At 73.2% G+C, this 23,912-nt stretch carries 24 protein-coding genes; 16 read left to right on the top strand and 8 right to left on the bottom strand.

Going from position 1 to position 23,912, the window contains the following annotated elements:
- The first annotated feature begins 193 nt into the window (after positions 1-193).
- The 6 genes from argB to Dvina_RS41865 are packed head-to-tail and all read left to right on the top strand — an operon-like array spanning position 194 to position 6,079.
- Complete coding sequence (argB, locus tag Dvina_RS41890; RefSeq protein ID WP_380028843.1) at positions 194-1,090, top strand: acetylglutamate kinase; 897 nt, start codon at positions 194-196, stop codon at positions 1,088-1,090.
- Positions 1,087-2,262 (top strand): acetylornithine transaminase, encoded by a 1,176-nt coding sequence (locus tag Dvina_RS41885; RefSeq protein WP_223095859.1) that lies wholly within the window; start codon positions 1,087-1,089, stop codon positions 2,260-2,262. Before argB ends, Dvina_RS41885 begins: the two co-directional genes overlap by 4 nt.
- On the top strand, positions 2,259-3,167 hold the full coding sequence (argF, locus tag Dvina_RS41880) for an ornithine carbamoyltransferase (RefSeq protein ID WP_223095857.1): 909 nt from the start codon (positions 2,259-2,261) through the stop codon (positions 3,165-3,167). The genes Dvina_RS41885 and argF overlap by 4 nt, the downstream gene beginning before the upstream one ends.
- Entirely contained in the window at positions 3,164-3,655 is a 492-nt protein-coding gene (gene argR, locus Dvina_RS41875; protein WP_223095855.1) for an arginine repressor, read from the top strand. The genes argF and argR overlap by 4 nt, the downstream gene beginning before the upstream one ends.
- A gap of 38 nt (positions 3,656-3,693) precedes the next feature.
- Positions 3,694-5,124 carry an argininosuccinate lyase gene (gene argH / locus Dvina_RS41870; RefSeq protein WP_246655665.1) on the top strand — a complete coding sequence of 477 codons (1,431 nt, stop codon included), beginning with the start codon at positions 3,694-3,696 and terminating at the stop codon, positions 5,122-5,124.
- A gap of 49 nt (positions 5,125-5,173) precedes the next feature.
- The gene (locus tag Dvina_RS41865) at positions 5,174-6,079 is read left to right on the top strand and encodes an NADP-dependent oxidoreductase (RefSeq protein WP_223095853.1); all 906 of its coding nucleotides are present in this window, start codon (positions 5,174-5,176) and stop codon (positions 6,077-6,079) included.
- On the opposite strand, the gene Dvina_RS41860 is transcribed toward Dvina_RS41865, so the two are convergent.
- The 3 genes from Dvina_RS41860 to Dvina_RS41850 are packed head-to-tail and all read right to left on the bottom strand — an operon-like array spanning position 6,080 to position 8,021.
- Positions 6,080-6,778, bottom strand: a complete 699-nt coding sequence (locus Dvina_RS41860) for a hypothetical protein (RefSeq protein ID WP_223095851.1) — start codon at positions 6,776-6,778, stop codon at positions 6,080-6,082.
- Complete coding sequence (locus tag Dvina_RS41855) at positions 6,775-7,656, bottom strand: ABC transporter ATP-binding protein (protein ID WP_223095849.1); 882 nt, start codon at positions 7,654-7,656, stop codon at positions 6,775-6,777. The genes Dvina_RS41860 and Dvina_RS41855 overlap by 4 nt, the downstream gene beginning before the upstream one ends.
- Positions 7,653-8,021 (bottom strand): GntR family transcriptional regulator, encoded by a 369-nt coding sequence (locus tag Dvina_RS41850; RefSeq protein WP_223095847.1) that lies wholly within the window; start codon positions 8,019-8,021, stop codon positions 7,653-7,655. Before Dvina_RS41850 ends, Dvina_RS41855 begins: the two co-directional genes overlap by 4 nt.
- Positions 8,022-8,162: 141 nt before the next feature.
- On the opposite strand from Dvina_RS41850, the gene Dvina_RS41845 reads away from it, so the two are divergent.
- The gene (locus Dvina_RS41845) at positions 8,163-8,606 is read left to right on the top strand and encodes a hypothetical protein (RefSeq protein WP_246655664.1); all 444 of its coding nucleotides are present in this window, start codon (positions 8,163-8,165) and stop codon (positions 8,604-8,606) included.
- 193 nt (positions 8,607-8,799) lie between these two features.
- On the opposite strand, the gene Dvina_RS41840 is transcribed toward Dvina_RS41845, so the two are convergent.
- From Dvina_RS41840 to Dvina_RS54850, 3 genes are all read right to left on the bottom strand, one after another.
- On the bottom strand, positions 8,800-8,979 hold the full coding sequence (locus Dvina_RS41840) for a DUF4236 domain-containing protein (protein WP_223095843.1): 180 nt from the start codon (positions 8,977-8,979) through the stop codon (positions 8,800-8,802).
- 75 nt (positions 8,980-9,054) lie between these two features.
- A complete protein-coding gene (locus tag Dvina_RS41835; RefSeq protein WP_223095841.1) occupies positions 9,055-9,426 on the bottom strand; it encodes a PH domain-containing protein in 372 nt (123 codons plus the stop codon).
- 92 nt (positions 9,427-9,518) lie between these two features.
- On the bottom strand, positions 9,519-9,701 hold the full coding sequence (locus Dvina_RS54850; protein WP_246655663.1) for a hypothetical protein: 183 nt from the start codon (positions 9,699-9,701) through the stop codon (positions 9,519-9,521).
- On the opposite strand from Dvina_RS54850, the gene Dvina_RS41830 reads away from it, so the two are divergent.
- Genes Dvina_RS41830 through Dvina_RS41800 form a run of 7 tightly spaced genes read left to right on the top strand, consistent with a single transcriptional unit; the run spans position 9,624 to position 18,222 of the window.
- Entirely contained in the window at positions 9,624-12,335 is a 2,712-nt protein-coding gene (locus Dvina_RS41830; RefSeq protein WP_425516575.1) for an AfsR/SARP family transcriptional regulator, read from the top strand. The genes Dvina_RS54850 and Dvina_RS41830 overlap by 78 nt on opposite strands.
- 47 nt (positions 12,336-12,382) lie before the next feature.
- Positions 12,383-13,450, top strand: a complete 1,068-nt coding sequence (locus Dvina_RS41825) for a M20 family metallopeptidase (protein ID WP_246655661.1) — start codon at positions 12,383-12,385, stop codon at positions 13,448-13,450.
- Entirely contained in the window at positions 13,450-14,271 is an 822-nt protein-coding gene (locus Dvina_RS41820) for a GNAT family N-acetyltransferase (RefSeq protein WP_223095835.1), read from the top strand. The genes Dvina_RS41825 and Dvina_RS41820 overlap by 1 nt, the downstream gene beginning before the upstream one ends.
- Positions 14,268-15,392, top strand: coding sequence for an o-succinylbenzoate synthase (gene menC / locus Dvina_RS41815; RefSeq protein WP_246655660.1), 1,125 nt, complete (start codon positions 14,268-14,270; stop codon positions 15,390-15,392). Before Dvina_RS41820 ends, menC begins: the two co-directional genes overlap by 4 nt.
- A gap of 49 nt (positions 15,393-15,441) precedes the next feature.
- Positions 15,442-16,974 (top strand): MFS transporter, encoded by a 1,533-nt coding sequence (locus Dvina_RS41810; RefSeq protein ID WP_223095833.1) that lies wholly within the window; start codon positions 15,442-15,444, stop codon positions 16,972-16,974.
- A gap of 7 nt (positions 16,975-16,981) precedes the next feature.
- Positions 16,982-17,638 (top strand): TetR/AcrR family transcriptional regulator, encoded by a 657-nt coding sequence (locus tag Dvina_RS41805; protein ID WP_223095831.1) that lies wholly within the window; start codon positions 16,982-16,984, stop codon positions 17,636-17,638.
- On the top strand, positions 17,635-18,222 hold the full coding sequence (locus Dvina_RS41800) for a DNA-3-methyladenine glycosylase (protein WP_223095829.1): 588 nt from the start codon (positions 17,635-17,637) through the stop codon (positions 18,220-18,222). The genes Dvina_RS41805 and Dvina_RS41800 overlap by 4 nt, the downstream gene beginning before the upstream one ends.
- Positions 18,223-18,244: 22 nt before the next feature.
- Here Dvina_RS41800 and asnB read toward each other — a convergent pair whose 3' ends face one another.
- Positions 18,245-20,128, bottom strand: a complete 1,884-nt coding sequence (gene asnB / locus Dvina_RS41795; protein ID WP_223095827.1) for an asparagine synthase (glutamine-hydrolyzing) — start codon at positions 20,126-20,128, stop codon at positions 18,245-18,247.
- A 115-nt stretch (positions 20,129-20,243) separates the two neighbouring features.
- Between asnB and Dvina_RS41790 the strand changes: the two genes are divergently transcribed.
- Positions 20,244-22,298 (top strand): transglycosylase domain-containing protein, encoded by a 2,055-nt coding sequence (locus Dvina_RS41790; RefSeq protein WP_223095825.1) that lies wholly within the window; start codon positions 20,244-20,246, stop codon positions 22,296-22,298.
- Here the strand turns inward: Dvina_RS41790 and Dvina_RS41785 are convergent.
- On the bottom strand, positions 22,278-23,024 hold the full coding sequence (locus tag Dvina_RS41785; protein ID WP_223095823.1) for a C39 family peptidase: 747 nt from the start codon (positions 23,022-23,024) through the stop codon (positions 22,278-22,280). The genes Dvina_RS41790 and Dvina_RS41785 overlap by 21 nt on opposite strands.
- A 132-nt stretch (positions 23,025-23,156) precedes the next feature.
- Between Dvina_RS41785 and Dvina_RS41780 the strand changes: the two genes are divergently transcribed.
- A complete protein-coding gene (locus Dvina_RS41780) occupies positions 23,157-23,858 on the top strand; it encodes a hypothetical protein (protein WP_223095821.1) in 702 nt (233 codons plus the stop codon).
- Positions 23,859-23,912 lie beyond the last annotated feature (54 nt).

The raw sequence follows: 23,912 nt of genomic DNA, 5'->3' as shown, positions 1-23,912 counted from the left end.
ATGGGCCCGGAGCGAAGCGGAGGGCTCATGAGCGGTTCGGAGCGCAGCGGAGAGGCCGCTCATCAGCAAGCGCAGTGGGGCTCATGGGCCCGGAGCGAAGCGGAGGGCTCATGAGCGGTTCGGAGCGCAGCGGAGAGGCCGCTCATCAGCAAGCGCAGTGGGGCTCATGGGCCCGGAGCGAAGCGGAGGGCTCATGAGGGGGCGTATGAACGGGCGGGATCTGGGGATCGCGCTCGGCAAGGCCAATACGCTCATCGAGGCGCTGCCGTGGCTGGAGCGCTTCTCGGGCTCGACGCTCGTGGTGAAGTACGGCGGCAACGCCATGATCGACAATGAGCTCAAGCGGGCGTTCGCCGCGGACATGGTGTTCCTGCGCCACGTCGGGATCAAGCCGGTCGTCGTGCACGGCGGCGGGCCGCAGATCTCGGCCATGCTCAAGCGGCTCGGCATCGCCAGCGAGTTCAAGGGCGGCCTGCGGGTCACCACCCCGGAGACCGCCGACGTGGTCCGCATGGTGCTCGTCGGCCAGGTCGGCCGCGAGCTCGTCGGGCTCATGAACGAGCACGGCCCGCACGCCGTCGGCATGTCGGGCGAGGACGCCGGGCTGTTCACCGCCGTGCGCCGGCCCGCGATCGTCGACGGCGCCCCCGTCGACATCGGCCAGGTCGGCGACGTCGAGCACGTCAACGTCTCGGCCGTGGCCGACCTGATCGCGGCCGGGCGCATCCCGGTCGTGTCGACGGTCGCCCCGGACGCCGACGGGGTGCTGCACAACCTCAACGCCGACACCGCGGCCGGCGCTCTCGCCGTCGCGCTGCAGGCGCGCAAGCTCGTGGTGCTGACCGACGTCGAGGGCCTGTACCGCAACTACCCGGACCCGGAGTCGCTCATCGCCCAGCTCACCGCGGACGAGCTCGCGGAGCTGCTGCCGAGCCTGGAGGCGGGGATGGTGCCGAAGATGGAGGCCTGCCTGCGGGCGGTCAAGGGCGGGGTGCCGGCCGCGCACGTCGTCGACGGGCGGGTGCCGCACTCGCTGCTGCTGGAAGTGTTCACGTCGGAGGGGTTCGGGACAATGGTGGTGGCGCAATGAGTGGTTCTCTGGTGTCCCGGTTCGAGACGTCGGTCATGAACACGTACGGTTCGCCGCAGCTCGGTCTGGTCAGCGGCAGCGGCGCGACGGTCGTGGACGAGGCCGGGCGCTCCTATGTGGACTTCCTCGGCGGCATCGCCGTCAACCTGCTCGGCCACGCCCACCCGGCGGTCGTCGCCGCGGTCACCGAGCAGATCTCCACCCTCGGTCACGTGTCGAACCTGTTCGCCTCGCCGCCCGTCGTCGCCCTGGCCGAGCGGCTGCTCGCGCTGGCCGGCCGCCCCGGCGCGGTGTTCTTCGGCAACTCCGGGGCCGAGGCCAACGAGGCCGCGTTCAAGCTGTCCCGCCGCACCGGCCGCACGAAGATCATCGCGGCCGAGGCCGGCTTCCACGGCCGCACGATGGGCGCCCTGGCGCTGACCGGGCAGCCGGCCAAGCAGGCGCCGTTCCTGCCGCTGCCCGGCGAGGTCGTGCACGTGCCCTACGGTGACGTCCAGGCGCTCGCCGCGGCCGTCGACGACGCGACGGCCATGGTGCTGCTGGAGCCGATCCAGGGCGAGTCGGGTGTGGTGGTACCCCCGACCGGCTATCTGACGGCGGCCCGTGAGCTGACGTCGGCGCACGGTGCCCTGCTCGCCCTCGACGAGGTGCAGACGGGCATCGGGCGCACCGGATACTGGTTCGCCCACCAGGCCGAAGGCGTCCGGCCCGACGTCGTCACGCTCGCGAAGGGCCTCGGCGGCGGCCTGCCGCTCGGCGCGATGATCGCGTTCGACGACGCCGCGACACTGCTCGGCCCGGGCCAGCACGCCTCGACGTTCGGCGGCAACCCGGTCTGCTGCGCCGCCGCCCTGGCGGTGCTCGACACCATCGAGTCCGAGCACCTCCTCGACGCGGCCAAGCGGCTCGGGGAGCGGATCCGCAAGGGCGTCGAGGCGCTCGACCACCCGCTCGTCACCGGTGTCCGCGGCGCCGGCCTGCTGCTCGGCGTCGTGCTGCGCGGACCGGCGGCCGGCGCGCTCGCCGGGCTGCTGCGCGACAAGGGCTTCCTGGCCCAGGCCGCCCAGCCCGACGTGCTGCGCATCGCCCCGCCGCTGATCCTCACCGACGAGCAGGCCGACGCGTTCGTGGCCGCGCTCGGCCCGGCCCTGACCGCGGTCCAGCCGTCATGAGCGTGCGGCATTTCCTGCGCGACGACGACCTGTCGGCGGCGGAGCAGCTCGAGGTGCTCCAGCTCGCGGCGGCGATGAAGGCCGACCGCACGGGTTTTCGCAACCTCGCCGGCAAGGCGGTCGCGGTCATCTTCGAGAAGCCGTCGCTGCGCACCCGGGTGTCGTTCGAGGTGGGCATCGCCCAGCTCGGCGGCGCCCCGCTCATCATCGACGCGACGACGACCCACTTCGGCCGGGGCGAGACCATCGGCGACGCGGCGAAGGTCCTGTCCCGTTACGTCGACGCGATAGTCATCCGCTCCGGCTCCGACACCCGCCTGGCCGAGCTCGTGGCCGGGTCGGACGTGCCGGTCGTCAACGCCCTGACCGACGGGTTCCACCCCTGCCAGCTGCTGGCCGACCTCCAGACGGTCCGCGAGCGCCTCGGCGACACGCAAGGGCGGGTCCTGTCGTACTTCGGCGACACCGCGAACAACATGGCGAACTCCTATGCCCTGGCCGGCACCCTGGCGGGCATGCGCGTGCGGCTCTGCGGTCCGCCCGGGTTCGAGCCCGACGCGGCCGTCCTGGCCGCCGCGCGCACGCACGGTGTCGTCGAGGTGCTGCCCGACCCGGCCGAGGCGGCCAAGGACGCGGACGTGCTCGTGACCGACACCTGGGTCTCGATGGGCCAGGAGGCCGACGGGCTCGACCGCCGGACACCCTTCCTGCCGTACCAGATAAACGGCTCGCTGCTCGGCAATGCGAAGGTGGGCGCCGTGGTGCTGCACTGCCTGCCCGCCCACCGCGGAGACGAGATCACGTCCGAGGTCATGGACGGGCCGCAGTCGGCGATCTGGGACGAGGCCGAGAACCGGCTCCACGCGCAGAAGGCGCTGCTGGCCTTCTTAGTGGAGCGACGATGAGCGCGCCCACCACCAAGGCGGCCCGGCTCGACCGGATCTCGTCGATCATCCGCGGCGAGGCCGTGCACTCACAGACCGAGCTCGCCGACCGGCTGGCCAACGACGGGTTCCAGGTGACCCAGGCGACGCTCTCGCGAGACCTGGAGGAGCTGCGGGCGGTGAAGGTGCGCGGGGCGTACCTCATCCCGGAGGACGGCGAGCGCGCCCTGCGCCCGGCCGAGCAGGCCCCGCCGCGGCTCATGCGCCTGCTGCGCGAGCTGCTCACCGGCGTCGACTGCTCCGGCAACCTGGTCGTGCTGCGCACCCCGCCGGGGGCGGCGCAGTTCCTGGCCAGCGCCATCGACCGCACCGGGCTGCCGGACATCGTCGGCACGATCGCCGGCGACGACACCATCCTCGTCGTCGCTCGCCAGGCGCCCGACCCGGCCCACCCGTCCGCCGGCGACCTGCTGGCCGCGAAACTCAGCGAGTGGGCTCAGCTCGGCTGACGGGCCCCTGACTTCGTGCTTGTGGAAGGATCTTCTGCGTGGCTTCTGAAACTCCTACCCGCCTCTGGGGCGGGCGCTTCGCCGGTGGCCCCGCCGAGGCCCTGGCGCGCCTGTCCGTGAGCGTGCAGTTCGACTGGCGCCTGGCCCCGTACGACCTCGCCGGCTCCCGGGCCCACGCCCGGGTCCTGGCCCGGGCCGGGCTGCTGGACGCCGAGGAACTCGGCCGCATGCTCGCCGCCCTGGACGACCTCGAGTCCGCCTGCGCCGCCGGCGACTTCCGCCCCACGGTCGACGACGAGGACGTCCACACGGCCCTGGAGCGCGGGCTGCTGGAGCGCCTCGGCACCCTGGGCGGGAAGCTGCGGGCCGGCCGCTCGCGCAACGACCAGGTCGCCACCGACCTGCGGCTGTACCTGCGCGACCACGCGCGGGGAGTCGCCGGCCGGATCGTCGAGCTGGCCGACGCCCTCATGGAGCAGGCGGCCCGGCACATCGACACCCCCGCGCCCGGCTTCACCCACCTCCAGCCGGCCCAGCCGATCGCGTTCGGCCACCAGCTCCTGGCCCACGTCCAGGCCCTGCTGCGCGACCTCGACCGGCTCCGCGACTGGGATGCCCGCACCTCGGTCAGCCCGCTCGGCGCCGGTGCGCTCGCCGGCTCGTCCCTTCCGCTGGACCCGACCCAGGTGGCGAAGGAGCTCGGCTTCGAGCACGCGGCCGCCAACTCCATCGACGCCGTGGCCGACCGCGACTTCGTGGCCGAGTTCCTCTTCGTCGCCGCCCTGACCGGCGTGCACCTCTCCCGCCTGGGCGAGGAGGTCGTCCTGTGGACCACGCCGAACTTCGGCTGGGTCCAGCTCGACGACGCGTTCGCCACCGGCTCGTCGATCATGCCGCAGAAGAAGAACCCGGACATCGCCGAGCTGGCCCGGGGCAAGTCCGGCCGCCTGATCGGCCACCTCACGGGCGTGCTGGCGATGCTGAAGGGCCTGGCCCTCGCGTACGACCGGGACCTGCAGGAGGACAAGGAGCCGGTCTTCGACGCCGTCGACACGCTCGAGCTCGTCCTGCCCGCCCTGGCCGGGATGATCTCGACGATGACGGTGCGGGTGGACCGCCTGGCCGCCCAGGCCCCGATCGGCTACACGCTGGCCACCGAGGTCGCCGAGTGGCTGGTCCGCCAGGGCGTGCCGTTCCGCGAGGCGCACGAGATCACCGGCCAGCTCGTCGTGATCGCCGCGGCCCGCGACATCGGCCTGGACGAGGTGAGCGACGAGGACCTCCTGGCCGTCAGCCCTCACTTGACCCCGTCGGTGCGCGAGGTCTTCTCGGTCCCGGGGGCCCTGGCCGCCCGCATCACCCCGGGCTCGACCGGCCCAGGCCCGGTCGCCGAGCAGCTGCACGTGGCCGCCGACAAGCTGGACCGCTGGCGCGACTGGTCGGGCGAGCAGGTCATCCCGCGCGACTGAAGCTGCGGTTCCGGATGTCTCGAGTCCCGGCTCTTGGGACAATTCGGGCATGCGGAAGATCACTCAGGATGAGCTGGGCGGCCCTGAGGTGCTGCGGCTCGTCGAGGTCGAGGCCCCCGCGCCGGGGCCCACCGAGATCCTCGTCGAGACCCGCGCGATCGGGGTGAACCCGGTCGACTGGAAGGCGCGGACGAACGGCGGCTCCCTCGGGGCGCCGCCGTTCACCGTCGGGTGGGAGGTCGCCGGGATCGTGGCGGCCACCGGGGTCGGGGTCACGCGCTTCGCGGTCGGCGACGAGGTGTTCGGGATGCCGTGGTTTCCGCAGGAGGCGGCGGCGTACGCGGAGTTCGTCACCGGCCCCGCCCGGCACTTCACCGGCAAGCCCCCGAACCTCACGTTCGAGGAGGCGGCCGGGCTCGGGCTGGCCGGGCTCACCGCGCTGCAGGCCCTGGTCGAGACCGCCGCCGTGCTGCCCGGGCAGCGAGTCCTGATCCCCGCGGCGGCCGGTGGGGTCGGGCATCTCGCGGTGCAGGTGGCGAAGATGCGAGGGGCCTACGTCATCGGTACCGCATCCGCCGCCAAACACGACCTGGTCCGCTCGCTCGGCGCGGACCAGGTGCTCGACCACCACACCGAGGACTACTCGGCGCTCGAGGACATCGACGTGGTCCTCGCCACCGTCGGGGGCCGGATCCCCGAGCTGGCGGCCACCCTGCGGCCCGAGGGCCTGATCGTGGCGCTCAACAGCGAGGACGCCCAGGCCGTCGTCGACGTCGAGGGCGTCCTCATGCTCGTGGAGCCGGACCGCGCGGGGCTCGACGTGCTTGCCGCCCACGCGCTGGAAGGGGAGTTGCGGGTCCTTGTCGAGCAGGTCTTCCCGCTGGCCGAGGCGGGCCGGGCACACGCGATCGGCGAGGCCGGCCACACCACCGGCAAGCTGATCCTGCGCCCCTGACTACGGGGTGGCCCGGCGCAGCGCGGCCCAGGAGCCGGCGCCCAGGAGCGCGACCAGGAGCAGCGGCCAGCCGGCGGTCAGGGTGACCAGGCTCGAGTGGACGAACCAGCGGCCCACGGCCGGCCAGCCGTCGTAGTGGCCGATGAGCGCCGCGGCGCCGCCCAGGACCAGCAGGACGAGCATGGCCGCGGTGATCAGGCCCGTGGCCCGCCAGCGCATGTACAGGGCGCCGGCCGTGGTGCCGAGAAGGGTCATGGCCAGCATCGGCACGGCGTAGATGGCGAACTGGACCGGGACGGCGTGCTCGTCGATGACGCCCAGGCCGAAGAAGCGCAGGTGCAGGCCCCAGCCGTCGGTGGCGTCCTCGATGGCCTGCATGACGACCAGGAATATCGCGTAGGCCACGACCTGGACGGCGGCGAAGAGGCCAAGGCCCAGCGTGAACTCGCGGCGGGTGACGCTCAGGCCCAGGGCCAGCGGGAAGTGCTGGTTGACGGCGACCGCGCCGAAGGCAAGGCAGGTGATGTAGATGCTGGCCAGGGCGCCGCTGATGGGGTCGGTCTCCAGCATGCCGTGCGGAAGGCTCGCGAAGATCAGGATGTTGATGGTGAAGGCGATCAGCAGCACGCCGAGCGGCCAGACCAGCGCGTCGAGCCGGCCCAGCGTCTGCATGCGCGCGATCGAGACGATGCGGTTCACGGCACTGGCTCCTTCTGGACGGTGGCGGCGGTGATACGGACGACCAGCTGCTGCAGGGAGACGGGCTGGAGCTCGACACCGGCGGCGCGGGCGTCGCCCGGCTCGACGCGGCCGCGGACGGTGGCCCGGGTCAGATTGCCGAGGCGCTCGCGGTGCAGCTCGTCGGTGTTGGCGGTCAGGGCGTCGACCGCGGTGGAGGGGCCGGTCAGCGTGATGACCTGGCCGCGGAGGGCCTCGGCGCGCTCGTCGAGGACCAGGCGGCCGCGCTCGATGAGCAGGACGTGCTCGATCAGCCCGGCGACCTCGTCGATGAGGTGGGTGGAGAGCACGATGGTGCGCGGGAACTCGGCGTAGTCGGCCAGCAGGCGGTCGTAGAAGAGCTGCCGGGCGACCGCGTCCAGACCCAGGTACGGCTCGTCGAAGAAGGTGAGCGGGGCCCGGGCGGCCAGGCCCAGGGTCACGCCGAGCGCGGACAGCTGGCCGCGCGAGAGCTTCTTGACGGTGCGCTTCACCGGGATGTCGAAGTCGCGCACCAGGGAGCGGGCGAGAGCCTCGTCCCAGTAGCGGAACAGCAGCCGGCCCGCGGTGAGCGCGTCGCGCACGCGGAAGTTGTCCGGGTACCGCTGGCTCTCCTTGATGAACGCGACCTCACCGAGGACCGCCGCGTTCTCGTAGGGGTGGCCGCCGAAGAGCTCGACCGAGCCGGCCGATGGGAGCTGCTGACCGGTCATGACCTGCATCAGGGTGGTCTTGCCGGCGCCGTTGCGCCCCAGCAGGCCGTAGATGCCGTTGCGCTGCAGCTCGAAGCTGACCCCGTCGAGGGCCGTGACACCGCGGAAGCGCTTGGTGACGCCGTCGGCGCGGGCGACAGTGCTCATGCCTGCTGCTCCTTGGTCAGGTGGTGCTCGATCATGGCCCGCAGCTCGCTGCCCTCGATGCCGAGCTTCGCCGCCTCGGTGAACAGCGGCTGGAGGTACTGCTCGGCGAACTGGTCGCGCCGCCGCTGCCGGAGCTTGGCCTGTGCGCCGGGGGAGACGAACATGCCGATGCCTCGCTTCTTGTAGAGGATGCCGTCGTCGACGAGCTGGTTGACGCCCTTGGCGGCGGTGGCCGGGTTGATGCGGTGGAAGGCGGCGAGCTCGTTCGTCGAGGGGACCTGGGTCTCCTCGGCCAGGCTCCCGTCGATGATCGAGCTCTCGATCTGCTCGGCGATCTGGAGAAAGATCGGCCGCCCGTCATCCATGGCCGCGGCCCGGGGCGGCTCGGGCGAACGGCGCCGCGCCGGTTCTGGCGCGGTCGGCCGGCCATCGGCTCATGGGTTCATTACTCATGTAACTAACCATGCAACCGACGAACCCGGGTGTCAAGGGCTATGTTTGTCCGCGTGAGTACGACGGGCTTCGGGCCGAAGATGGCGTGGCTGGCCGTGGCGGCCGAGTGGGCGCACGTTATGGATGCACTGGACCTGCGCGACCTGGGCGTGGTGGAGCCACGCACCGGGCTCGACCTGGCGCACTTCACCGACGACCGGGTGGTGGTCGCGGTCGTGGACAAGTGGTGCCTGGTGGCGGGGAAGTGGCTGTTCCGCTGGAACGGCATCGCGGCGCTGTCGATGCGGCTCGGGGCCGAGGTGCAGTACTTCGCGACCGATCGCAGCCTCGTGATGCACCGCTGGGCCCGGGCCTACGGTGCGGACGTGAGCATGTCCGACGAGGACGCCCTCATCGACGAGAACGACGTCTTCCGGACCGCGGCCGAGTGGAGCGTCGACCCGCGCACCCTGCCGATCGCCTCGCTGCACATCGCGGCGGTGCCGGTCCACGGGTAGGAGCCGCTTCGACTGCGGCCTCCCGCCAGCCGACCCCGGCCCCGATGTCGGCTCCGGGTGGAAACGAGAAGGGTGTGCGGTCCGTGAAGGCCGCACACCCCGCGAAGCCGGCCCCTCTGCCCACGGGCGGCAACGACGTGTGGGCGGGGGTTCGGGTGGAGGGACTCCCCTGATGGGGAGCGAAGCGCGAAACTCAGCCGCGCTTGCCCTTGCTGCGCCAGGAGAACGGTCCCGGCAGGTCGTAGCGGTGGGCGCGGGTGCGTGAGTTCCAGGACCACTTGCCGATCTTCAGCGACCACGAGGAGAAGCCCTTGGGGGTGAAGTTCAGGATCAGTGGTCCGATGCGGAGCGCCTTGCGAAACAGGATCGGCAACGAGGTCCTCCGAGGGGCTGTCAGGCGACACCGGCCCCGTCGGTCGGGACGCGGTCGGCCGGCTGCGGGTGGGGGCTAGTGGCTGCTGGCGTAGTGCAGGATCACGTTGTGGATGTGCTGGGTCTTCTCGACGCCGCGGACGTCCACTTCGTACGTGTGTGTGCCGACGTGCACCGCGATGGTACCGCTGCTGAAGAAGCTGCCCGCCCACGACTTGTTGCTGACGACCGAGACCGCTGTCACCTTGCCGTACGGGATCGACGTGATCGCGACCCGCTTGCCGACGAACGAGCGGTCCTGCATGATGACCCGCCTGTCGGTGAGGCCGATGAAACCGGTGCCGACCCCCACCGCGTCATAGACGGCGATGATGGTCTCGCCCGGTAGCAGTCCGGAGACGATCTGCTCGTACTGCTCCCGGCGGTCGTATTTCGCCTGCTGTGCCATGCCCCCAAGATAGTCAGCACCCGCAAACCCCATCGCGGTGTATCGTTTCGACGCGAATCGCGCATGTTGGGGGGCAGCCAGTGCGGGTTCGGCTACTTGGACCCATAGACGTGGTGGTCGGCGGCGAGGCCCGGGCGGTGCAGGGGCTGCGCCGCAAGGCCGTGCTGGCCATCCTCGGCCTGCACGCCGGTGAGGTCGTGAGCACCGGCCGGCTGGTCGAGCTGGTGTGGGACGGCGCCGCGCCGCCGAATGCCGTCAACGCGCTGCAGAGTCATCTGTCGTATTTACGCCGGACATTGTCCGACAAGGCGGCTGTGCGTTCGCGGCCGCCGGGATATGTCCTCGATGTCGGGCCGGACGGGACCGACGTCGCCATTGCCGAGCGGCTCATCGGGGCCGGGCTGCGCGACGGCGACGACGCCGTCCGGGCCCGCGATCTGCAGCGCGCCCTTGACCTGTGGCGCGGGCAGCCGATGGCCGACGCGACCGGCGTGACCTGGCTGGAGGAGCAGGCCGAGCGGCTCGGGCAGCTGTGGCTGCAGGGCAAGCGGGCGCTGCTCGCGGCCCGGCTCGGCCTCGGCCACCACGCCCAGCTGCTGCCCGAGCTGGAGCAGCTGACCCGCGAGCACCCGTTCGACGAGCAGCTGCACGGGCAGCTCATGCTCGCCCTGTACCGCATGGGCCGCCAGGCCGACGCCCTGAGCACCTTCCAGCGCCTCCGCCGGACCCTGCGCGACGACCTCGGCATCGAGCCCGGGCCGGCCCTGCGTGAGCTCGAGTCGGCGATGCTGCGCCAGGCTGAGCACCTCGACGCGCCCCGGGCCGCCGCCACCGTCACCGTCGCGGCCGAGGAGCCGGCGCGGGAGGTCGCGCCTCAGGCCGTACCGGCGCAGATTCCTCTGGCGGTTCGCACGTTCGCCGGCCGGGACGGTCAGCTGGCGCGGCTCGATGCGCTGCTGCCCGCGGAGTGGACCCCGCCCGGCAGCGCCGTGTTCGTCGCCGTGGTCTCCGGCACGGCCGGTGTCGGGAAGTCCGCGCTGGCCGTGCACTGGGCCCACCGGGTCGCCGACCGGTTCCCCGACGGGCAGCTGTACGTCAACCTGCGCGGCTTCGACCCCGCCGACACGCCGATGCCGCCGGCCGACGCCGTGCGCGGCTTCCTCGACGCGCTCGGCGTGCCGGCCGAGCGCATCCCGGCCGACCTCGCCGGGCTCTCGGCCCTGCTGCGCAGCCAGCTCGCCGGTCGGCGGGTGCTCATCCTGCTGGACAACGCCCGCGACGCCGAGCAGGTCCGGCCGCTGCTGCCGGCCGCGCCCGGCTGCCTGGTCGTGGTCACCAGCCGCGACTCGCTGACCTCGCTCGTCGCGATCGAGGGGGCGGTGCCGGTCCCGGTCGACCTGCTCACCGACGGCGAGGCCCGGGACCTGCTGGTCAGCCGGCTCGGGGCGCGGCGGGTCGCGGCCGAGCCGGAGGCGGTCGAGCGGATCGCCACCCGCTGCGCCCGCCTGCCGATCGCCCTCGCCGTCGTCGCGGGCCGCGCCGCGACCCGGCCCGACCTGCCGCTGTCGGCGTTCGCGGAGGAGCTCGGCCGCTTCCGCACGACGCTCGACGCGGTCGCCGGGGCCGACCCCGCCTCCGACGTGCGGGCGGTGTTCTCCTGGTCGTACCGCGCGCTCAGCCCGGCCGCGGCCGCGGTGCTGCGCCGGATGAGCCTCGGCCCCGGGCCCGACCTGGGCATCGGGGCGGTGGCCAGCCTGGCCGGCGTCCCCGTCCCGCAGGCCCGCACCAGCCTGGCCGAGCTGGACCGGGCCGGGCTCGTGGTGGAGCAGCGGCCGGGGCGGTACACCTTCCACGACCTGCTGCGGGCCTACGCCACCGAGCTCGTCGAGACCGCCGACGCCGAGGACGGGCGGGCCGCCGCCGTCAACCGCCTGCTGGAGCACTACGTGGCCACCGCGCAGGCGGCCGCGCAGCGGCTCGACCCGGCCCGGGACCCGGTGCCGCGGGCCGCCCGGCACCCGGCGATCGCGGTGCCGGCCCCGCCGCGGGAGGAGGCGCAGGCGTGGTTCGACGACGAGTGCCGCTCGCTGCTGGCCGCCGTCCGCCTCGCCGCCGAGCTGGGCCTGGACGAGCACACGTGGCGGCTGGCCGCGGCGATGACGACGTTCCTGGACTGGCACGGGCAGTGGCAGGAGCTGGTCGCCACCCAGGAGGCGGCGCTGCGGGCCCTGCGCCGCCTCGGCGACCGCCCGGGTCAGGGGGCGGCCTCCTGCGAGCTCGGCCAGGTGTACGCCCGGATCGGCCGGTTCGACGAGGCCCATCAGTACCTCTGGACCGCCCTGTCCCTCTTCGAGCAGCTCGACGACGCGCCGGGGCTGGCCCGCGCGCACTATCAGCTGGGCTGGCTGCAGCATGCGCAGCGGCGCTACCGCGACGCCCTGAGCCACAGCGAGCAGGCCCTGGCCCTGTTCGAGCGCCTCGGCGACAAGCTCTGGCGGGCCCGCGCCCTGAACGCGACAGGCTGGATCCTGGGGCAGCTGGGGGAGTACCAGCAGGCGCTGCGGCTCTGCCGGGACGCCCTCGTGGAGAACCGCGAGGTCGGCGACCGGCACGGTGAGGCCGGCACCTGGGACGCCGTCGGCTACGCGCACCACCGGCTCGGGGACCCGCGCCAGGCGGTCGCCTGCTTCGGGCATGCGCTGCGGGCGTACCGCGAGCTCGGCGACCGGTCCGGCCAGGCGTGTGTGCTGTGCCACCTCGGCGACGCGTACGCCGATCTGGGCGACGCGCCCGCGGCCGCCGACGCCTGGCGGCGCAGTGTGGAGATCCTCGACGAGTTCGATCCGGCGCAGGCCGCTGTGGTGCGGGCCAAGCTTCCGGGGGAGTGGACCGCTACCGTGAGGGGATGACGGCGCTTTCCTCCTTAAGGGCGCACCTGGCTGCCGCCGCCCCCCGGATGCTCGACGATCTGGCCGAACTGATTGCTGTCGAATCCCCGTCGTCGGACCCCGACGCACTGGCCCGCAGCGCGGACGTGGTCGCCGCCCTCGGGACCCGCTGCACCGGTCAGTCCCCCGAACGGGTGGTGGTCGCCGACCGGCCGCACCTGCGGTGGCGCTTCGGCTCCGGGCCGTCCCGGGTCGTGCTCATCGGCCACCACGACACCGTCTGGCCGCGCGGCACGCTGGCCCGCTGGCCCTTCAGCGTCGACGGTGACCGGGCCACCGGCCCCGGCGTTGTCGACATGAAGGCCGGCCTGGTCGTCCTCTTCCACGCCCTCGCCGTGTGCGACGACCTCGACGGCGTGGCGGTGATCGTCAACGCCGACGAGGAGATCGGCTCGCCGACCTCGACCGAGCTGATCCATGACACGGCCCGCGGCGCGGCCGGCGCCCTGGTGCTGGAGGGCAGCACCCAGGGCCGGCTCAAGGTGGCCCGCAAGGGGATCTCGCACTACTCGGTGCGGGTCACCGGGCGGGCCGCGCACGCCGGCAACGCGCCGCACCTGGGCATCAACGCCGGTGTCGAGCTGTCGCACCAGATCCTGCGGATTGCGGCCCTGGCCGATCCGCAGCGCGGCACCACCGTCTCGCCGACCGACTCCACCGCCGGCACCACCAGCAACACCATCCCGGCCGCGGCCCGGGTCAGCGTCGACGTGCGCTCGTTCGACCAGGCCGAGCTGGAGCGGGTCGACGCCGCCCTGCGCGCGCTCGAACCGGTCCTGGAAGGCGCGCGGCTCGACGTCGAGGCCGGCCCGGCCCGCCCGGCGATGCCGGAGACGGCCGCGGCCGAGCTGTTCGCCCTCGCGCAGCGGCTCGGGGGACCGGGGCTCGTCAGCGAGGCGGTCGGCGGCGGCTCGGACGGCAATCTCACGGCCGGCATCGGCGTGCGGACCCTCGACGGGCTCGGCGCGATCGGCGGCAACGCGCACGCGGAGGGGGAATGGATCGAGTTGTCCAGCCTGCCGGACCGGGCCGCCCTGGTCAGCACGCTCACCGCCACCATCGGGCGGGCCGAGTGATGGAAGCCCCCGTCGACGCCTGGACGCAGGCCGCGGCCGCCGCCGACCGCATCGGGGTCAAGGTGGTCGAGCTGACCGGCTCGGCCGAGCTGGCCGAGTGCTCGGCGCTGCTGCAGCGGGTCTGGCGGGCCGAGCACCCGGCCGAGATCTGCTCGGCGTCGATGCTGCGCACGTATGCCCACTCGGGCAACTACGTGGCCGGCGCCTACCGCGGGGCCGCGCTCGTCGGGGCGTCGGTCGGCTTCTGGGGCCGCCACGGTGAGCACATCCACCTGCACTCCCACCTGGCCGGCGTGGAGCGCGACGGCCACGGCCACGGCGTCGGGCAGGCGCTGAAGTTCCATCAGCGGGCCTGGACGCTGGCCCGGGGCGTGCGCGAGGTGCACTGGACCTACGACCCGCTGATCTTGCGCAACGCCTACTTCAACCTGCAGAAGCTCGGCGCCGAGGCGGTCGAGTACCTCCCCGAGTTCTACGGCGCGATGACGGACGGCATCAACGCCGGCGACCTGACCGACCGGATTCTCGTCGTCTGGCACCTGGATCGGCCGCGGGTGGAGCCGGCCGACCTGCAGGGAGCGGTGCCGCTCGTCTCCCGCGCGCCGGACGGCCGGCCGCAGGTGCACGCCGCGGCCGAGCCGGCCGGTGTCCTCTCAGTGGCCGTCCCCCTCGACGCGGAGCAGCTGCGGTCCCGGGACCGGGCGGCGGCGCTGGCGTGGCGGGTCGCGGTGCGCGACGCGCTCATGAGCCGGCTCGCGACCGGATACCGCATCGCCGGCATGACCCGCGACGGCCGCTACCTCCTGGAGCGTGTGGGATGAGCACCCTGAGACTCCAGGGGATCGAGCTGCGCCGCATCGCGATGCCGCTGGTGGCGCCGTTTCGCACCTCGTTCGGGACCGAGCACGCCCGCGACGTGCTGCTCGTGCGGGCGGTGACGGCCGCGGCCGAGGGCTGGGGCGAGTGCGTGGCGCTGACCGGGCCGTTCTACTCGCCGGAGTACGTCGACGGGGCCCAGGCGTTCATCAAGCGCTACCTCATCCCGCTCCTGCGCCGCTTCGACGGCCACGTGTTCCAGCTGGAGCCGCTGTTCGAGCCGCTCAAGGGCCACCCGATGGCCAAGGCGGCGGTGCAGACGGCCGTCCTCGACGCCCACCTGCGCGCGGCCGGCCTCCCGCTCGGCGCGTTCCTCGGCGCGGTCAAGGACCAGGTCCCGGCCGGCGTCTCCGTCGGCATCATGGACTCCGTCCCCGCGCTGCTGGAGGCCGTCGGCGGGTACCTCGAGTCGGGCTACCTGCGCATCAAGCTGAAGATCGAGCCCGGGTGGGACGTCGAGCCGGTGCGGGCGGTCCGTGAGCGCTTCGGCGACGAGGTCCTGCTGCAGGTCGACGCCAACACCGCGTACACACTGCAGGACGCGGACCGGCTGGCCCGGCTCGACCCGTTCGGCCTGCTGCTCATCGAGCAGCCGCTGCCGGAGGACGACATCCGCGGCCACGCCCGCCTGGCCGAGCTCATCCGCACCCCGATCTGCCTCGACGAGTCGATCGTCAGCGCCCGGGCCGCGGCCGACGCGATCGCCATGGGTGCCTGCCGGATCATCAACATCAAGCCGGGGCGGGTCGGGGGCTACCTGGAAGCGCGGCGCATCCACGACGTGTGCGCGGCCAACGGGGTGGCGGTCTGGGCCGGCGGCATGCTGGAGACCGGGCTGGGCCGGGCGGCGAACATCGCGCTCGCCGCGCTGCCCGGCTTCACGCTGCCGGGCGATACCTCGGCCTCGGACCGCTACTACGCCCAGGACATCACCGACCCGTTCGTCCTCAAGGACGGCCACGTGCCGGTCCCGACCGGGCCCGGCATCGGCGTGGAGCCGCTGCGGGACGTCCTCGACGCTGTGACGACGGAAACAGAGTGGATTAACTTTACAAGCGTTAGCTGACGGGTCTAACCTTACGGGCGTAAACAAACGTCCGTAAGGGAGCCCCGGCATGTCCTCATCAGTGGTCGATCCTCCGGCCCACCCTCGTCGCTGGGCCGCTCTCGCGGTGCTCAGCCTGACGCTCGTCGCCGTCACCCTCGACAACTCCGTGCTGAACACCGCGCTGCCGTCGCTGGCGCACGCCCTGAAGGCGAGCACCTCCGACCTGCAGTGGATCACCGACGCGTACACGCTCGTCTTCGCCTCGGCGCTCATCCTGGCCGGGACCCTCGGCGCCCGCCTCGGCTCCCGCACCGCGCTGCTCGGCGGCCTGGCCGTCTTCGGCGGCGGCTCGGCGATCGCCGCCCTGTCCGGCTCGCCCGGCCAGCTCATCGCCTGGCGCGCGGTGATGGGCCTGGGCGCCGCGTTCGTCATGCCGGCCACCCTCGCGATAATCGTCCGCATCTTCCCGGCGCACGAGCGGCCCAAGGCGTTCGGTGCCTGGTCGGCCGCGGCCGGCATCGGCGTGCTCGTCGGCCCCGTCACCGGCGGCGCCCTCCTCGAGCACTTTGCCTGGAGCAGCGCCTTCTGGATCAACGTGCCGCTCGTCGCCTTCGCCATCGCCGCCGTGCTCGCCCTGGTCCCGCCGGTGCCCGCGGTCCGCGGCGGCCGCCTGGACCTGCTGGGCGCGCTGCTGTCCACCGCCGCTGTGGCCGCGCTCGTCGACGCCGTGATCCAGGCCCCGGCCCGCGGCTGGGCCGACACCGTGACGCTCGGCGAGTTCGGCCTGGCGCTCGTGCTCGTCGCCGCGTTCGTCTGGTGGCAGCGCCGCAGCGCCGCCCCGCTGGTCCGGCTGGATCTGTTCGCCAACCGCACCTTCGCGGTCGCCGCGCTGTCCCTGGCCGTGGTGTTCTTCGTGCTCTTCGGGACGTTGTTCGAGCTTTCGCAGTACCTCCAGCTGGTCCATGGCTACAGCCCCCTCGTGGCCGGCCTCGGGGCGATGCCCTTCGCCGTCGCGATGGCCACCACGTCGGCGACCTCGCCGCTGATCAGCCGCCGCCTCGGCACCCGCGGCACCCTCGCGCTGGGGCTGTTCCTGGCCACCGCGGGCCTGCTGGTCCTGGCCGCGACCGGCGTGCACACCGAGTTTTGGCAGGTCGCGATCGGCACCGGGATCATCGGCCTCGGCATGGGCATGATGATGGCCCCGGCCAGCCTGCAGATCAGCGGCTCCGTCCCGGCCCGGTTCGCCTCGATGGCCAGCGCCCTCAACAGCGTGATCCGCGAGCTCGGCGGCGTCCTGGGCATCGCGGTCCTCGGCACCGTGGTCTCCTCCGCCTACCGCTCGGCGGTCGGCACCGACCTCGGCCCGGCCGGGACCGACCTGCCGACCGCCCACGGCTTCGCCGCCACTCTCCCGGCGGCACAGGCGCAGCACGTGATCGCGGTGGCCGACCAGGCATTCACCGACGCCATGTCCCGGGGCTCGCTGATCGCCGCCGGCCTCGCCCTGGTGATGGCGGTGACAGTGCTCCTCGTCCGGCCGCGGCTCACGGTCGCCGAAGTCCCCGCTGTGCGCCGGCCCGAGCTGCAGACGGCATGATGGGACGATGAAGTCGGAATCTGCGGGTTCGGCCACCGGCCGGACCCGCAACCGCCGTGGCGAGGGCGCCCTGCTGCGCGACGAGATCGTGACCGCCGCCGAGCGCATCCTGGAGCGCGAGGGCAACGAGGAGGCCCTGACCCTGCGCTCCGTGGCTCGCGAGGCCGGCATCTCGGCCCCGTCGATCTACACCCACTTCGCCGACCGCGACGCCATCATCGACGCGGTCCTGGCCCTGGCCTTCGAGCGCCTCCGCGCCCGGGTCGTCGCGGCGGCCGAGGTCGCCACCGACCCGGTGCAGCGCCTGGTGGCCGGCTGCCGGGCCTACTGCGCCTTCGGCATGGAGGACCCGGCGCAGTACCGCCTCCTGTTCGGCCGCCAGCGCACCACCCGCCGCCAGCTCGAGTATCCGGCCGACATGTCCCAGCTCCCCGACGTGTGGCAGCAGAACCTCCAGGGGTTCATGGTCCTGGTCGAGGGCCTGCGCGAGTGCGTGGCCGCGGGCCGCTCGGCGAGCACCGACCCGGTGGCCGACGCGACGACCCTCTGGACGTCGATGCACGGCGCGGTCACCATCCGCCAGTTCCTGCCCGGCTTCCCCCTGCCACCGATCGAGCGCACCGTGGAGGACCTGGTGCACCGCATCGGCCTGATCACGTCATGAGCCTCCTCGACCGCCTGACCGGCCCCGTCGACCAGGCGGCGCGCTCCCTGCTGGGCTGCCACCTGGCGGTGAACGCGGTGACCCTGCGCATCACCGAGGTGGAGGCCTACTCCGGCACCGGCGAGGACCCCGCCTCCCACGCCCACCGCGGCCGCACGCCCCGCAACACGATCATGTTCGGGCCGGCCGGTTACGCGTACGTGTACTTCACCTACGGCATGCACTACTGCATGAATGTCGTCACGGGCGTGGAGGGCACCGCCTCGGCGGTCCTGCTGCGGGCCGGGTCGGTCGTCTCGGGTCTCGAGGTCGCCCGATCCCGGCGGCCGGCGGCCCGCACCGACGCGGAGCTGGCCCGGGGGCCGGCGCGGCTGTGCTCGGCGCTGGACATCAACCGCGACTTCTACGGCACGTATCTGCTGGACTCCCATCTGACCCCACCACCGTCGCCCGTCGCCGACGTCTCGACCGGGCCCCGCGTCGGGGTGACTGGCGCGCTCGACGTGCCATGGCGGTTCTGGATCACGGGGGACCCGACGGTGAGCGACTATCGGCGCCATACCCCGAAACCCCGCAAGGCCTGAGCGCCGCCGCGCCCGGCCGGCCTCAGCCGTGCAGCGACCGCACCGACCCGTCGAACGGCGCGACGCCCTCCACGAAGATGCTGTGCCAGATGCAGAAGGTCAGCACGATCCAGAGTTTGCGGGCGTGGTCGGCCTCGCCGCGCTCGTGGGCGCGCAGCAGGCCGTGGGCGTAGTCGAGGTCCAGTAGCGTCTTCGCGCCGGACGTGGACAGGATGTGGTGGGCCCACTCCGCCAGGTCGGTGCGCAGCCAGGAGCGGGCCGGGGTGGGGAAGCCGAGCTTCGGGCGGTCCTTCACGAACGGCGGTACGAGGCCGTCGACGGCCTGGCGCAGGGCGTACTTCGTGGTCCGGCCGCGGCGCGGGACCTTCAGGTGCGGCGGGAGCGTCGAGAGGACCGCGAAGACCCGGCGGTCCAGGTACGGGACGCGCAGCTCCAGGGAGTGGGCCATCGACATGCGGTCGGCCTTGGTGAGGATGTCGCCGGGCAGCCAGGTGTTCACGTCGATGTGCTGCATCGTCGTGACCGGGTCGAGGTCGGGGACCTCGGCGTAGAGGGCGGCCGTCAGGTGCGCGTGGCCGACGGCGGGGGCGCCGCGCAGGAGCCTGGTGCGGTCGGACTCCGCCAGGACGCGGGCGTTGCCGAAGTACCGTTGCCGCAGGGGTGTCGTCGCGCGCTCCAGGAAGCTCTTGCCGCGCAGGCCCTCCGGCATGGCCCGGGCCACGCGGCGCAGTGCCCGCTGGATCGCCGGGCCGCGGGACGAGACCAACGAGAGCGACCGCGGCTCGCGGTAGATGGTGTAGCCGCCGGCCAGTTCGTCGGCGCCCTCGCCCGAGAGGACCACTGTGACGTGCTCGGCGGCGGTGCGGCAGAGGAAGTACAGCGGGACGATCGACGGGTCGGCCACCGGGTCGCCGAGGTGCCAGACGATCCGGGGCAGGGCGGCCATGACCTGCTCCGGGCGGACGATCGACGGGGTCAGGGACACGCCGAGCTCGCGGGCCGAGCGCTCGGCGATCTCGAGCTCACCGGCGGGGTCGCCGTCGAAGGCCGCCGTGAACGCCCGGATCGGGCTGACCTCGGCGGCGGCCAGCGCCACGATCGCCGTCGAGTCGACGCCGCTGGACAGGAACGCACCCACCGGCACGTCGGCCTGCAGGTGGGCGCGGACGCTGTCGCGCAGGGCCGCGCGCAGGTCGGCGACCACGGCCTTCTCGTCGGCCGCGGGATCGGGGCGAAACGTCGGGCGGGCGTAGCGGCGAACGAACGGCGCCCGGCCGGCCTCCTTGGTCAGCAGGGCGCCGGCGGGGAGGCGGGCGATGTCGCGGTGCAGGGTGTACGGCTCGGGGACGTACTGCATCGTGAGGTACAGCGAGAGCGCGGTGGGGTCCAGGTCGGGCGCGGCCTCGTCGAGCAGCGGGGCCTTCTCGCTGGACAGCCACACGCCGTCGCGGGTGACGAGGTAGTACAGGGGCTTGATGCCGAACGGGTCACGGGCCGCGTACACCGTTTCCGCCACCGAGTCCCACAGCGCGAACGCGAACATGCCGCGCAGCCGGTCGAGTGCGGACTCACCCCAGGCGTGGAAGGCGGCGGCCACCACTTCGGCGTCGCCGTCGGTGGTGAAGGTCAAGCCCTGGGCGATGAGCTCCTCGCGCAGGCTGCGGTAGTTGTAGATCTCGCCGTTGAAGACGAGCGTCCAGCGGTCCATGTATCGCAGCGGCTGGCGGCTGCCCTCCCGGTCGATGACGGCCAGGCGGCGAAACCCGGCCGCGGTGCCGGGGCCTATCCGTTCGAGGGCCATGTCGTCGGGGCCACGGTGCTCGATCAGCCCGAGCCGCCGCTCCATGGCACCGAGGGTCTCCGCGCTGATGATGTCGTTGCCGGTGTACATGAGGAAGCCGCACATGCCGTTCAGCCGACCAGCATCGGCGGGCCGGTAGAGCGCACAGGGGCGCCGCCCATCCCTTTCTTGCCCCGGCGGGTGAGGTGTCGCCCGCCGGGGCGACGGGTAGCCGCCCGCCATGCTCCTGAAGGTTGCGCGGCTGCTGCTGTGCGGCGTGCTCGGCGGCACGGTGGTCGCCGCCGCGGCCCTGCCCGTCGCCATCGTCGCCGGTGGATCGGCCCGGGCCGGCGGCGACACGTGGGAGTCGCTGCCGACCGACCTGGCGACCCCGCGGCCGGCCCAGATCTCGTACGTCTACGCCAACGACGGCCGGACGCTCATCACCGCGTTCTACGACGAGAACCGGCAGGACGTGCCGCTCGACCAGGTCGCCCCGGTCCTGCGCCAGGCCGTCGTCGCGGCCGAGGACACCCGCTTCTACGAGCACCACGGCGTCGACATCCGCGGGGTCGCGCGCGCGTTCGTCTCCAACAGCCGCGGCGGCGCGCAGCAGGGGGCGTCGACGCTGACGATGCAGTACGTGCGCAACGTCCTGAAGAACGACCCGGGCCTGACGCCGCAGCAGCACCTGGACGCCCTCGCCGACACCCCCGTGCGCAAGGTGCGCGAGATGCGTTACGCGCAGGCCATCGAGAAGAAGCTTGGCAAGAACGAAATCCTGCAGCGGTACCTCAACATCGCCTACTTCGGCGCCGGCGCGTACGGCATCGCGGCCGCCGCCCAGACGTACTTCGGCAAGTCTCCGGCCGCACTGACACTGCCCGAGGCGGCCCTGCTGGCGGGCCTGCTGCAGTCGCCGGACGCCGACAACCCGATAAGCGGCGACCGCACCGCCGCGCTGGAGCGCCGCGCGTACACGCTCGACGCGATGGCCCGCACCAGGGCCATCACCGCGCCGGAGGCGGCCGCGGCGGCCGCGGCGGACCTGCGGCTGGCCGAGCAGCGGCCCCCGAACGACTGCACGTCGGTCGCGCCGGAGCACAACGACTGGGGCTTCTTCTGCGACTACTTCCGCCAGTGGTGGAACGGCCGGCCCGAGTTCGGCGCCACGCCGGCCGAGCGCGACGAGCTGCTGCGTACCGGCGGGTTCCGGATCGTCACCGCGCTCGACCCGGGCGTGCAGGCGGCCGCGCTCGCGCAGTCGCTCGGCGTCTACGGCTACGGCAATGCCCGCTCGCTGCCGATCGCCGTGGTCGCGCCGGGCAGCGGCCGGGTGCAGGCGCTGGCCGTCAACCGCCACTACAGCCTCGAGCCGGGCCGGGACAACACCGTGAACCAGCTCGTCGCGGGTGGGGCGGGGGTGGCCGGATACCAGGCCGGCTCGACGTTCAAGATGTTCACGATGCTTGCCGCGCTGGACGCCGGGATGCCGCTGAGCACCCGGTTCAAGGCTCCCAGCCGGCTGGCCAGCATCTGGCCGGCGAGCGGCCCGGGCACCTGCGGCGGCCGGTGGTGCCCCGGCAACGACAACCCGTCGTGGATGGACGGCGACCGCACGATGTGGAACGCGTTCGGCCGCTCCGTGAACACCTACTTCGTGTGGCTGGAGCAGCAGGTCGGCGCCCGGCGCGTGGTGGAGATGGCGCAGCGGCTGGGCATCACGTTCCGCGGCGCCGCCGACGCGGCGATGGCCGGGCGGGCCGACCAGTGGGGCTCGTTCACGCTCGGCGTGGCCTCGACCACGCCGCTCGACCTCGCGAACGCCTACGCGGCGGTGGCGGCCGGCGGCGTCTACTGCGAGCCGCTGCCCGTGCTGTCCATCACCGACCCCGACGGCCGCCGCCTCGACGCCGGCGACCCGCGCTGCCGGCAGGTGGTCGACCCGGACGTGGCCGCCGCGGCGACCGACGCGGCCCGCTGCCCGGTCGGCCGGGCATCCGCGGCCGGCCGGTGTGACGGCGGCACCGCGGAGAACGTGTCGGCGATCCTGGCCGGCCGCCCGGTCGCGGGGAAGACCGGCAGCTCCGAGAACAACGCCACCGAGACGTTCGCCGGCTTCACCCCGCAGATCGCCGCGGCCGGGATCGCCGTCAACACCGACAGCCCGAACGACCGCGTCGGAGCCGGCATCTCCGGCGCCGTCAACTCGGCGGTGGCCCAGACGATGGCGGCCGCGCTGCGCGGTCAGCCGGTGCTGGCCTTCCCGCCGCCGTCACGCCGCATAGCCACGTAGGGCGATCCAGTCGGCCATCTTCTTGACGCTCAGCGTGTAGGAGCCGACACCCAGCGCGTCGGCCGGGTCCGCGATCTTCACCGTGTCGCCGCCGTCGCGGTACCCCACGATCGTCAGGTAGTGCCCGCCCGGATACGCGTGCCCGTGCCCACCGTCGTCCACTGTGGACCCGGCGATGTTGGCCACCACCGCATACCCGTGGCCGACCGCGCGCACGACCGCCTGCTTGAGCTCGGCGACGTCGCCCTCCGACGCGGCCTGCCCGCGAATGAAGTGCGCGGTGTAGAAGCCGCTCTGGGTGTACTCGTTCAGCGCCCGCACCGTGTCCGCCGACGAGTTCGTCCCGTTGACGGTCGTGCCGAGGGCCTGCGCCACCTGCGACTGCGACGGCGTGAGCCCCCGGGCGCTCAGCGCGATCCGCGTGGCCGCCGGCCCGCAGAAGTAGAAGTTCTCCTGCCACGCGAACTGGTACGGCAGGTCCTGCTGGGCGGGGACGGGCGCCTGCGTGGGCTCGGGGCGCTTGTCCCGGCTGGCCGCGGTCTTCGTCTCCCGGGGGGCCGGCGTCTCCGGGGCGGCGGCGACGGCGGCCGCCGGGGGCGTGTCATGGCCGAGCGCGGTCGCGCCGAGGCCGGCCGCGAGCGCCAGGACCGCCGAGGCCGCCGCGACCGGGAGCCGCGGCGACTTCAGCAGGCGCTGCGTGTGGCGCGATCGGTAGAGGTACGACATGGAAGCCGACGCTAAACAGGCCGCTCAGAGGCCCTCTCACCCCCGGGTGAAACGGCTACCGGGCGGTGTGCCCGGGCGCCGTTTCCCATCCCCGAAATCACCCGCGGACCAGCACAAACCTAGTCTCGCCGGATGCTCATCAGCGGTCCCCGTCACCTGCGGCCGCGGCGCTTCGCCCACGCGGCCCCGGCCCCGCACCGCCCGGCCGCCCGGCGCGGCGCCGCGGCCGTCGCACTGCTTGCGGTCGCGACCTTCACACTGGCCGCCTCGCTCACCGCCCCCGGGCCGCCGCCGGTGCGGTCCCAGCCGGTCGTCGTCGCCGAACGCTCGACCGAGGCCCCCGCCTCGCGCGGCGAGACCCGTACCGCACCGCCGTCTCCGGCCCCCGCCCCGACCGCTGTCTCGACCGAGCCGGTGGGCGGGCTCACCCGGTCGGAGATGGACAACGCGCTGGCGATCGTCGAGGTGGCCAAGCGCGAGCGGCTGCCGAAGCGGGCCGCTGTCGTCGCGCTCGCCACCGCCCTGCAGGAGAGCCACCTGCGCAACCTGGCCAACCCGAACCTGCCGGAGTCGCTGGTCCGCCCCAACCAGGGCGTCGGCTACGACTACGACTCCGTGGGCCTGTTCCAGCAGCGCCCCAACTGGGGCAGCGTCGATCAGCTCATGGACCCGCACGAGTCGGCCCGCCGGTTCTACTCGGCGCTGACCGGCATCCCCGGCTGGGGCGACTACGCGGTGACGGTGGCGGCGCAGATGGTGCAGCGCTCGGCGTTCCCCGACGCGTACGCCAAGTGGGAGTCCCTGGCCACCCAGATCGCCGACGCCACCATGTAGACCCGGGATCTCACTCCGGTTGCCGCCGCGCCCTCGCCCGCCCGGGCCCGAGGA

It is taken from the genome of Dactylosporangium vinaceum, assembly GCF_019904175.1.
GTDB classification, from domain to species: domain Bacteria; phylum Actinomycetota; class Actinomycetes; order Mycobacteriales; family Micromonosporaceae; genus Dactylosporangium; species Dactylosporangium vinaceum.
The sequence above is the reverse complement of the archived record's forward strand: the minus strand, read 5'-3'. Positions and strand labels throughout refer to the sequence as shown.

Bases quoted from the DNA above. Each gene is read 5' to 3' on its own strand.
- argB (WP_380028843.1), top strand. From the start codon at position 194: ATGAGGGGGCGTATGAACGGGCGGGATCTGGGGATCGCGCTCGGCAAG.
- Dvina_RS41885 (WP_223095859.1), top strand. From the start codon at position 1,087: ATGAGTGGTTCTCTGGTGTCCCGGTTCGAGACGTCGGTCATGAACACG.
- argF (WP_223095857.1), top strand. From the start codon at position 2,259: ATGAGCGTGCGGCATTTCCTGCGCGACGACGACCTGTCGGCGGCGGAG.
- argR (WP_223095855.1), top strand. From the start codon at position 3,164: ATGAGCGCGCCCACCACCAAGGCGGCCCGGCTCGACCGGATCTCGTCG.
- Dvina_RS41865 (WP_223095853.1), top strand. From the start codon at position 5,174: ATGCGGAAGATCACTCAGGATGAGCTGGGCGGCCCTGAGGTGCTGCGG.
- Dvina_RS41855 (WP_223095849.1), bottom strand. From the start codon at position 7,656: ATGAGCACTGTCGCCCGCGCCGACGGCGTCACCAAGCGCTTCCGCGGT.
- Dvina_RS41850 (WP_223095847.1), bottom strand. From the start codon at position 8,021: ATGGATGACGGGCGGCCGATCTTTCTCCAGATCGCCGAGCAGATCGAG.
- Dvina_RS41835 (WP_223095841.1), bottom strand. From the start codon at position 9,426: ATGGCACAGCAGGCGAAATACGACCGCCGGGAGCAGTACGAGCAGATC.
- Dvina_RS54850 (WP_246655663.1), bottom strand. From the start codon at position 9,701: ATGACTCTGCAGCGCGTTGACGGCATTCGGCGGCGCGGCGCCGTCCCA.
- Dvina_RS41825 (WP_246655661.1), top strand. From the start codon at position 12,383: ATGCTCGACGATCTGGCCGAACTGATTGCTGTCGAATCCCCGTCGTCG.
- Dvina_RS41820 (WP_223095835.1), top strand. From the start codon at position 13,450: ATGGAAGCCCCCGTCGACGCCTGGACGCAGGCCGCGGCCGCCGCCGAC.
- menC (WP_246655660.1), top strand. From the start codon at position 14,268: ATGAGCACCCTGAGACTCCAGGGGATCGAGCTGCGCCGCATCGCGATG.
- Dvina_RS41810 (WP_223095833.1), top strand. From the start codon at position 15,442: ATGTCCTCATCAGTGGTCGATCCTCCGGCCCACCCTCGTCGCTGGGCC.
- Dvina_RS41805 (WP_223095831.1), top strand. From the start codon at position 16,982: ATGAAGTCGGAATCTGCGGGTTCGGCCACCGGCCGGACCCGCAACCGC.
- Dvina_RS41800 (WP_223095829.1), top strand. From the start codon at position 17,635: ATGAGCCTCCTCGACCGCCTGACCGGCCCCGTCGACCAGGCGGCGCGC.
- asnB (WP_223095827.1), bottom strand. From the start codon at position 20,128: ATGTGCGGCTTCCTCATGTACACCGGCAACGACATCATCAGCGCGGAG.
- Dvina_RS41790 (WP_223095825.1), top strand. From the start codon at position 20,244: ATGCTCCTGAAGGTTGCGCGGCTGCTGCTGTGCGGCGTGCTCGGCGGC.
- Dvina_RS41785 (WP_223095823.1), bottom strand. From the start codon at position 23,024: ATGTCGTACCTCTACCGATCGCGCCACACGCAGCGCCTGCTGAAGTCG.
- Dvina_RS41780 (WP_223095821.1), top strand. From the start codon at position 23,157: ATGCTCATCAGCGGTCCCCGTCACCTGCGGCCGCGGCGCTTCGCCCAC.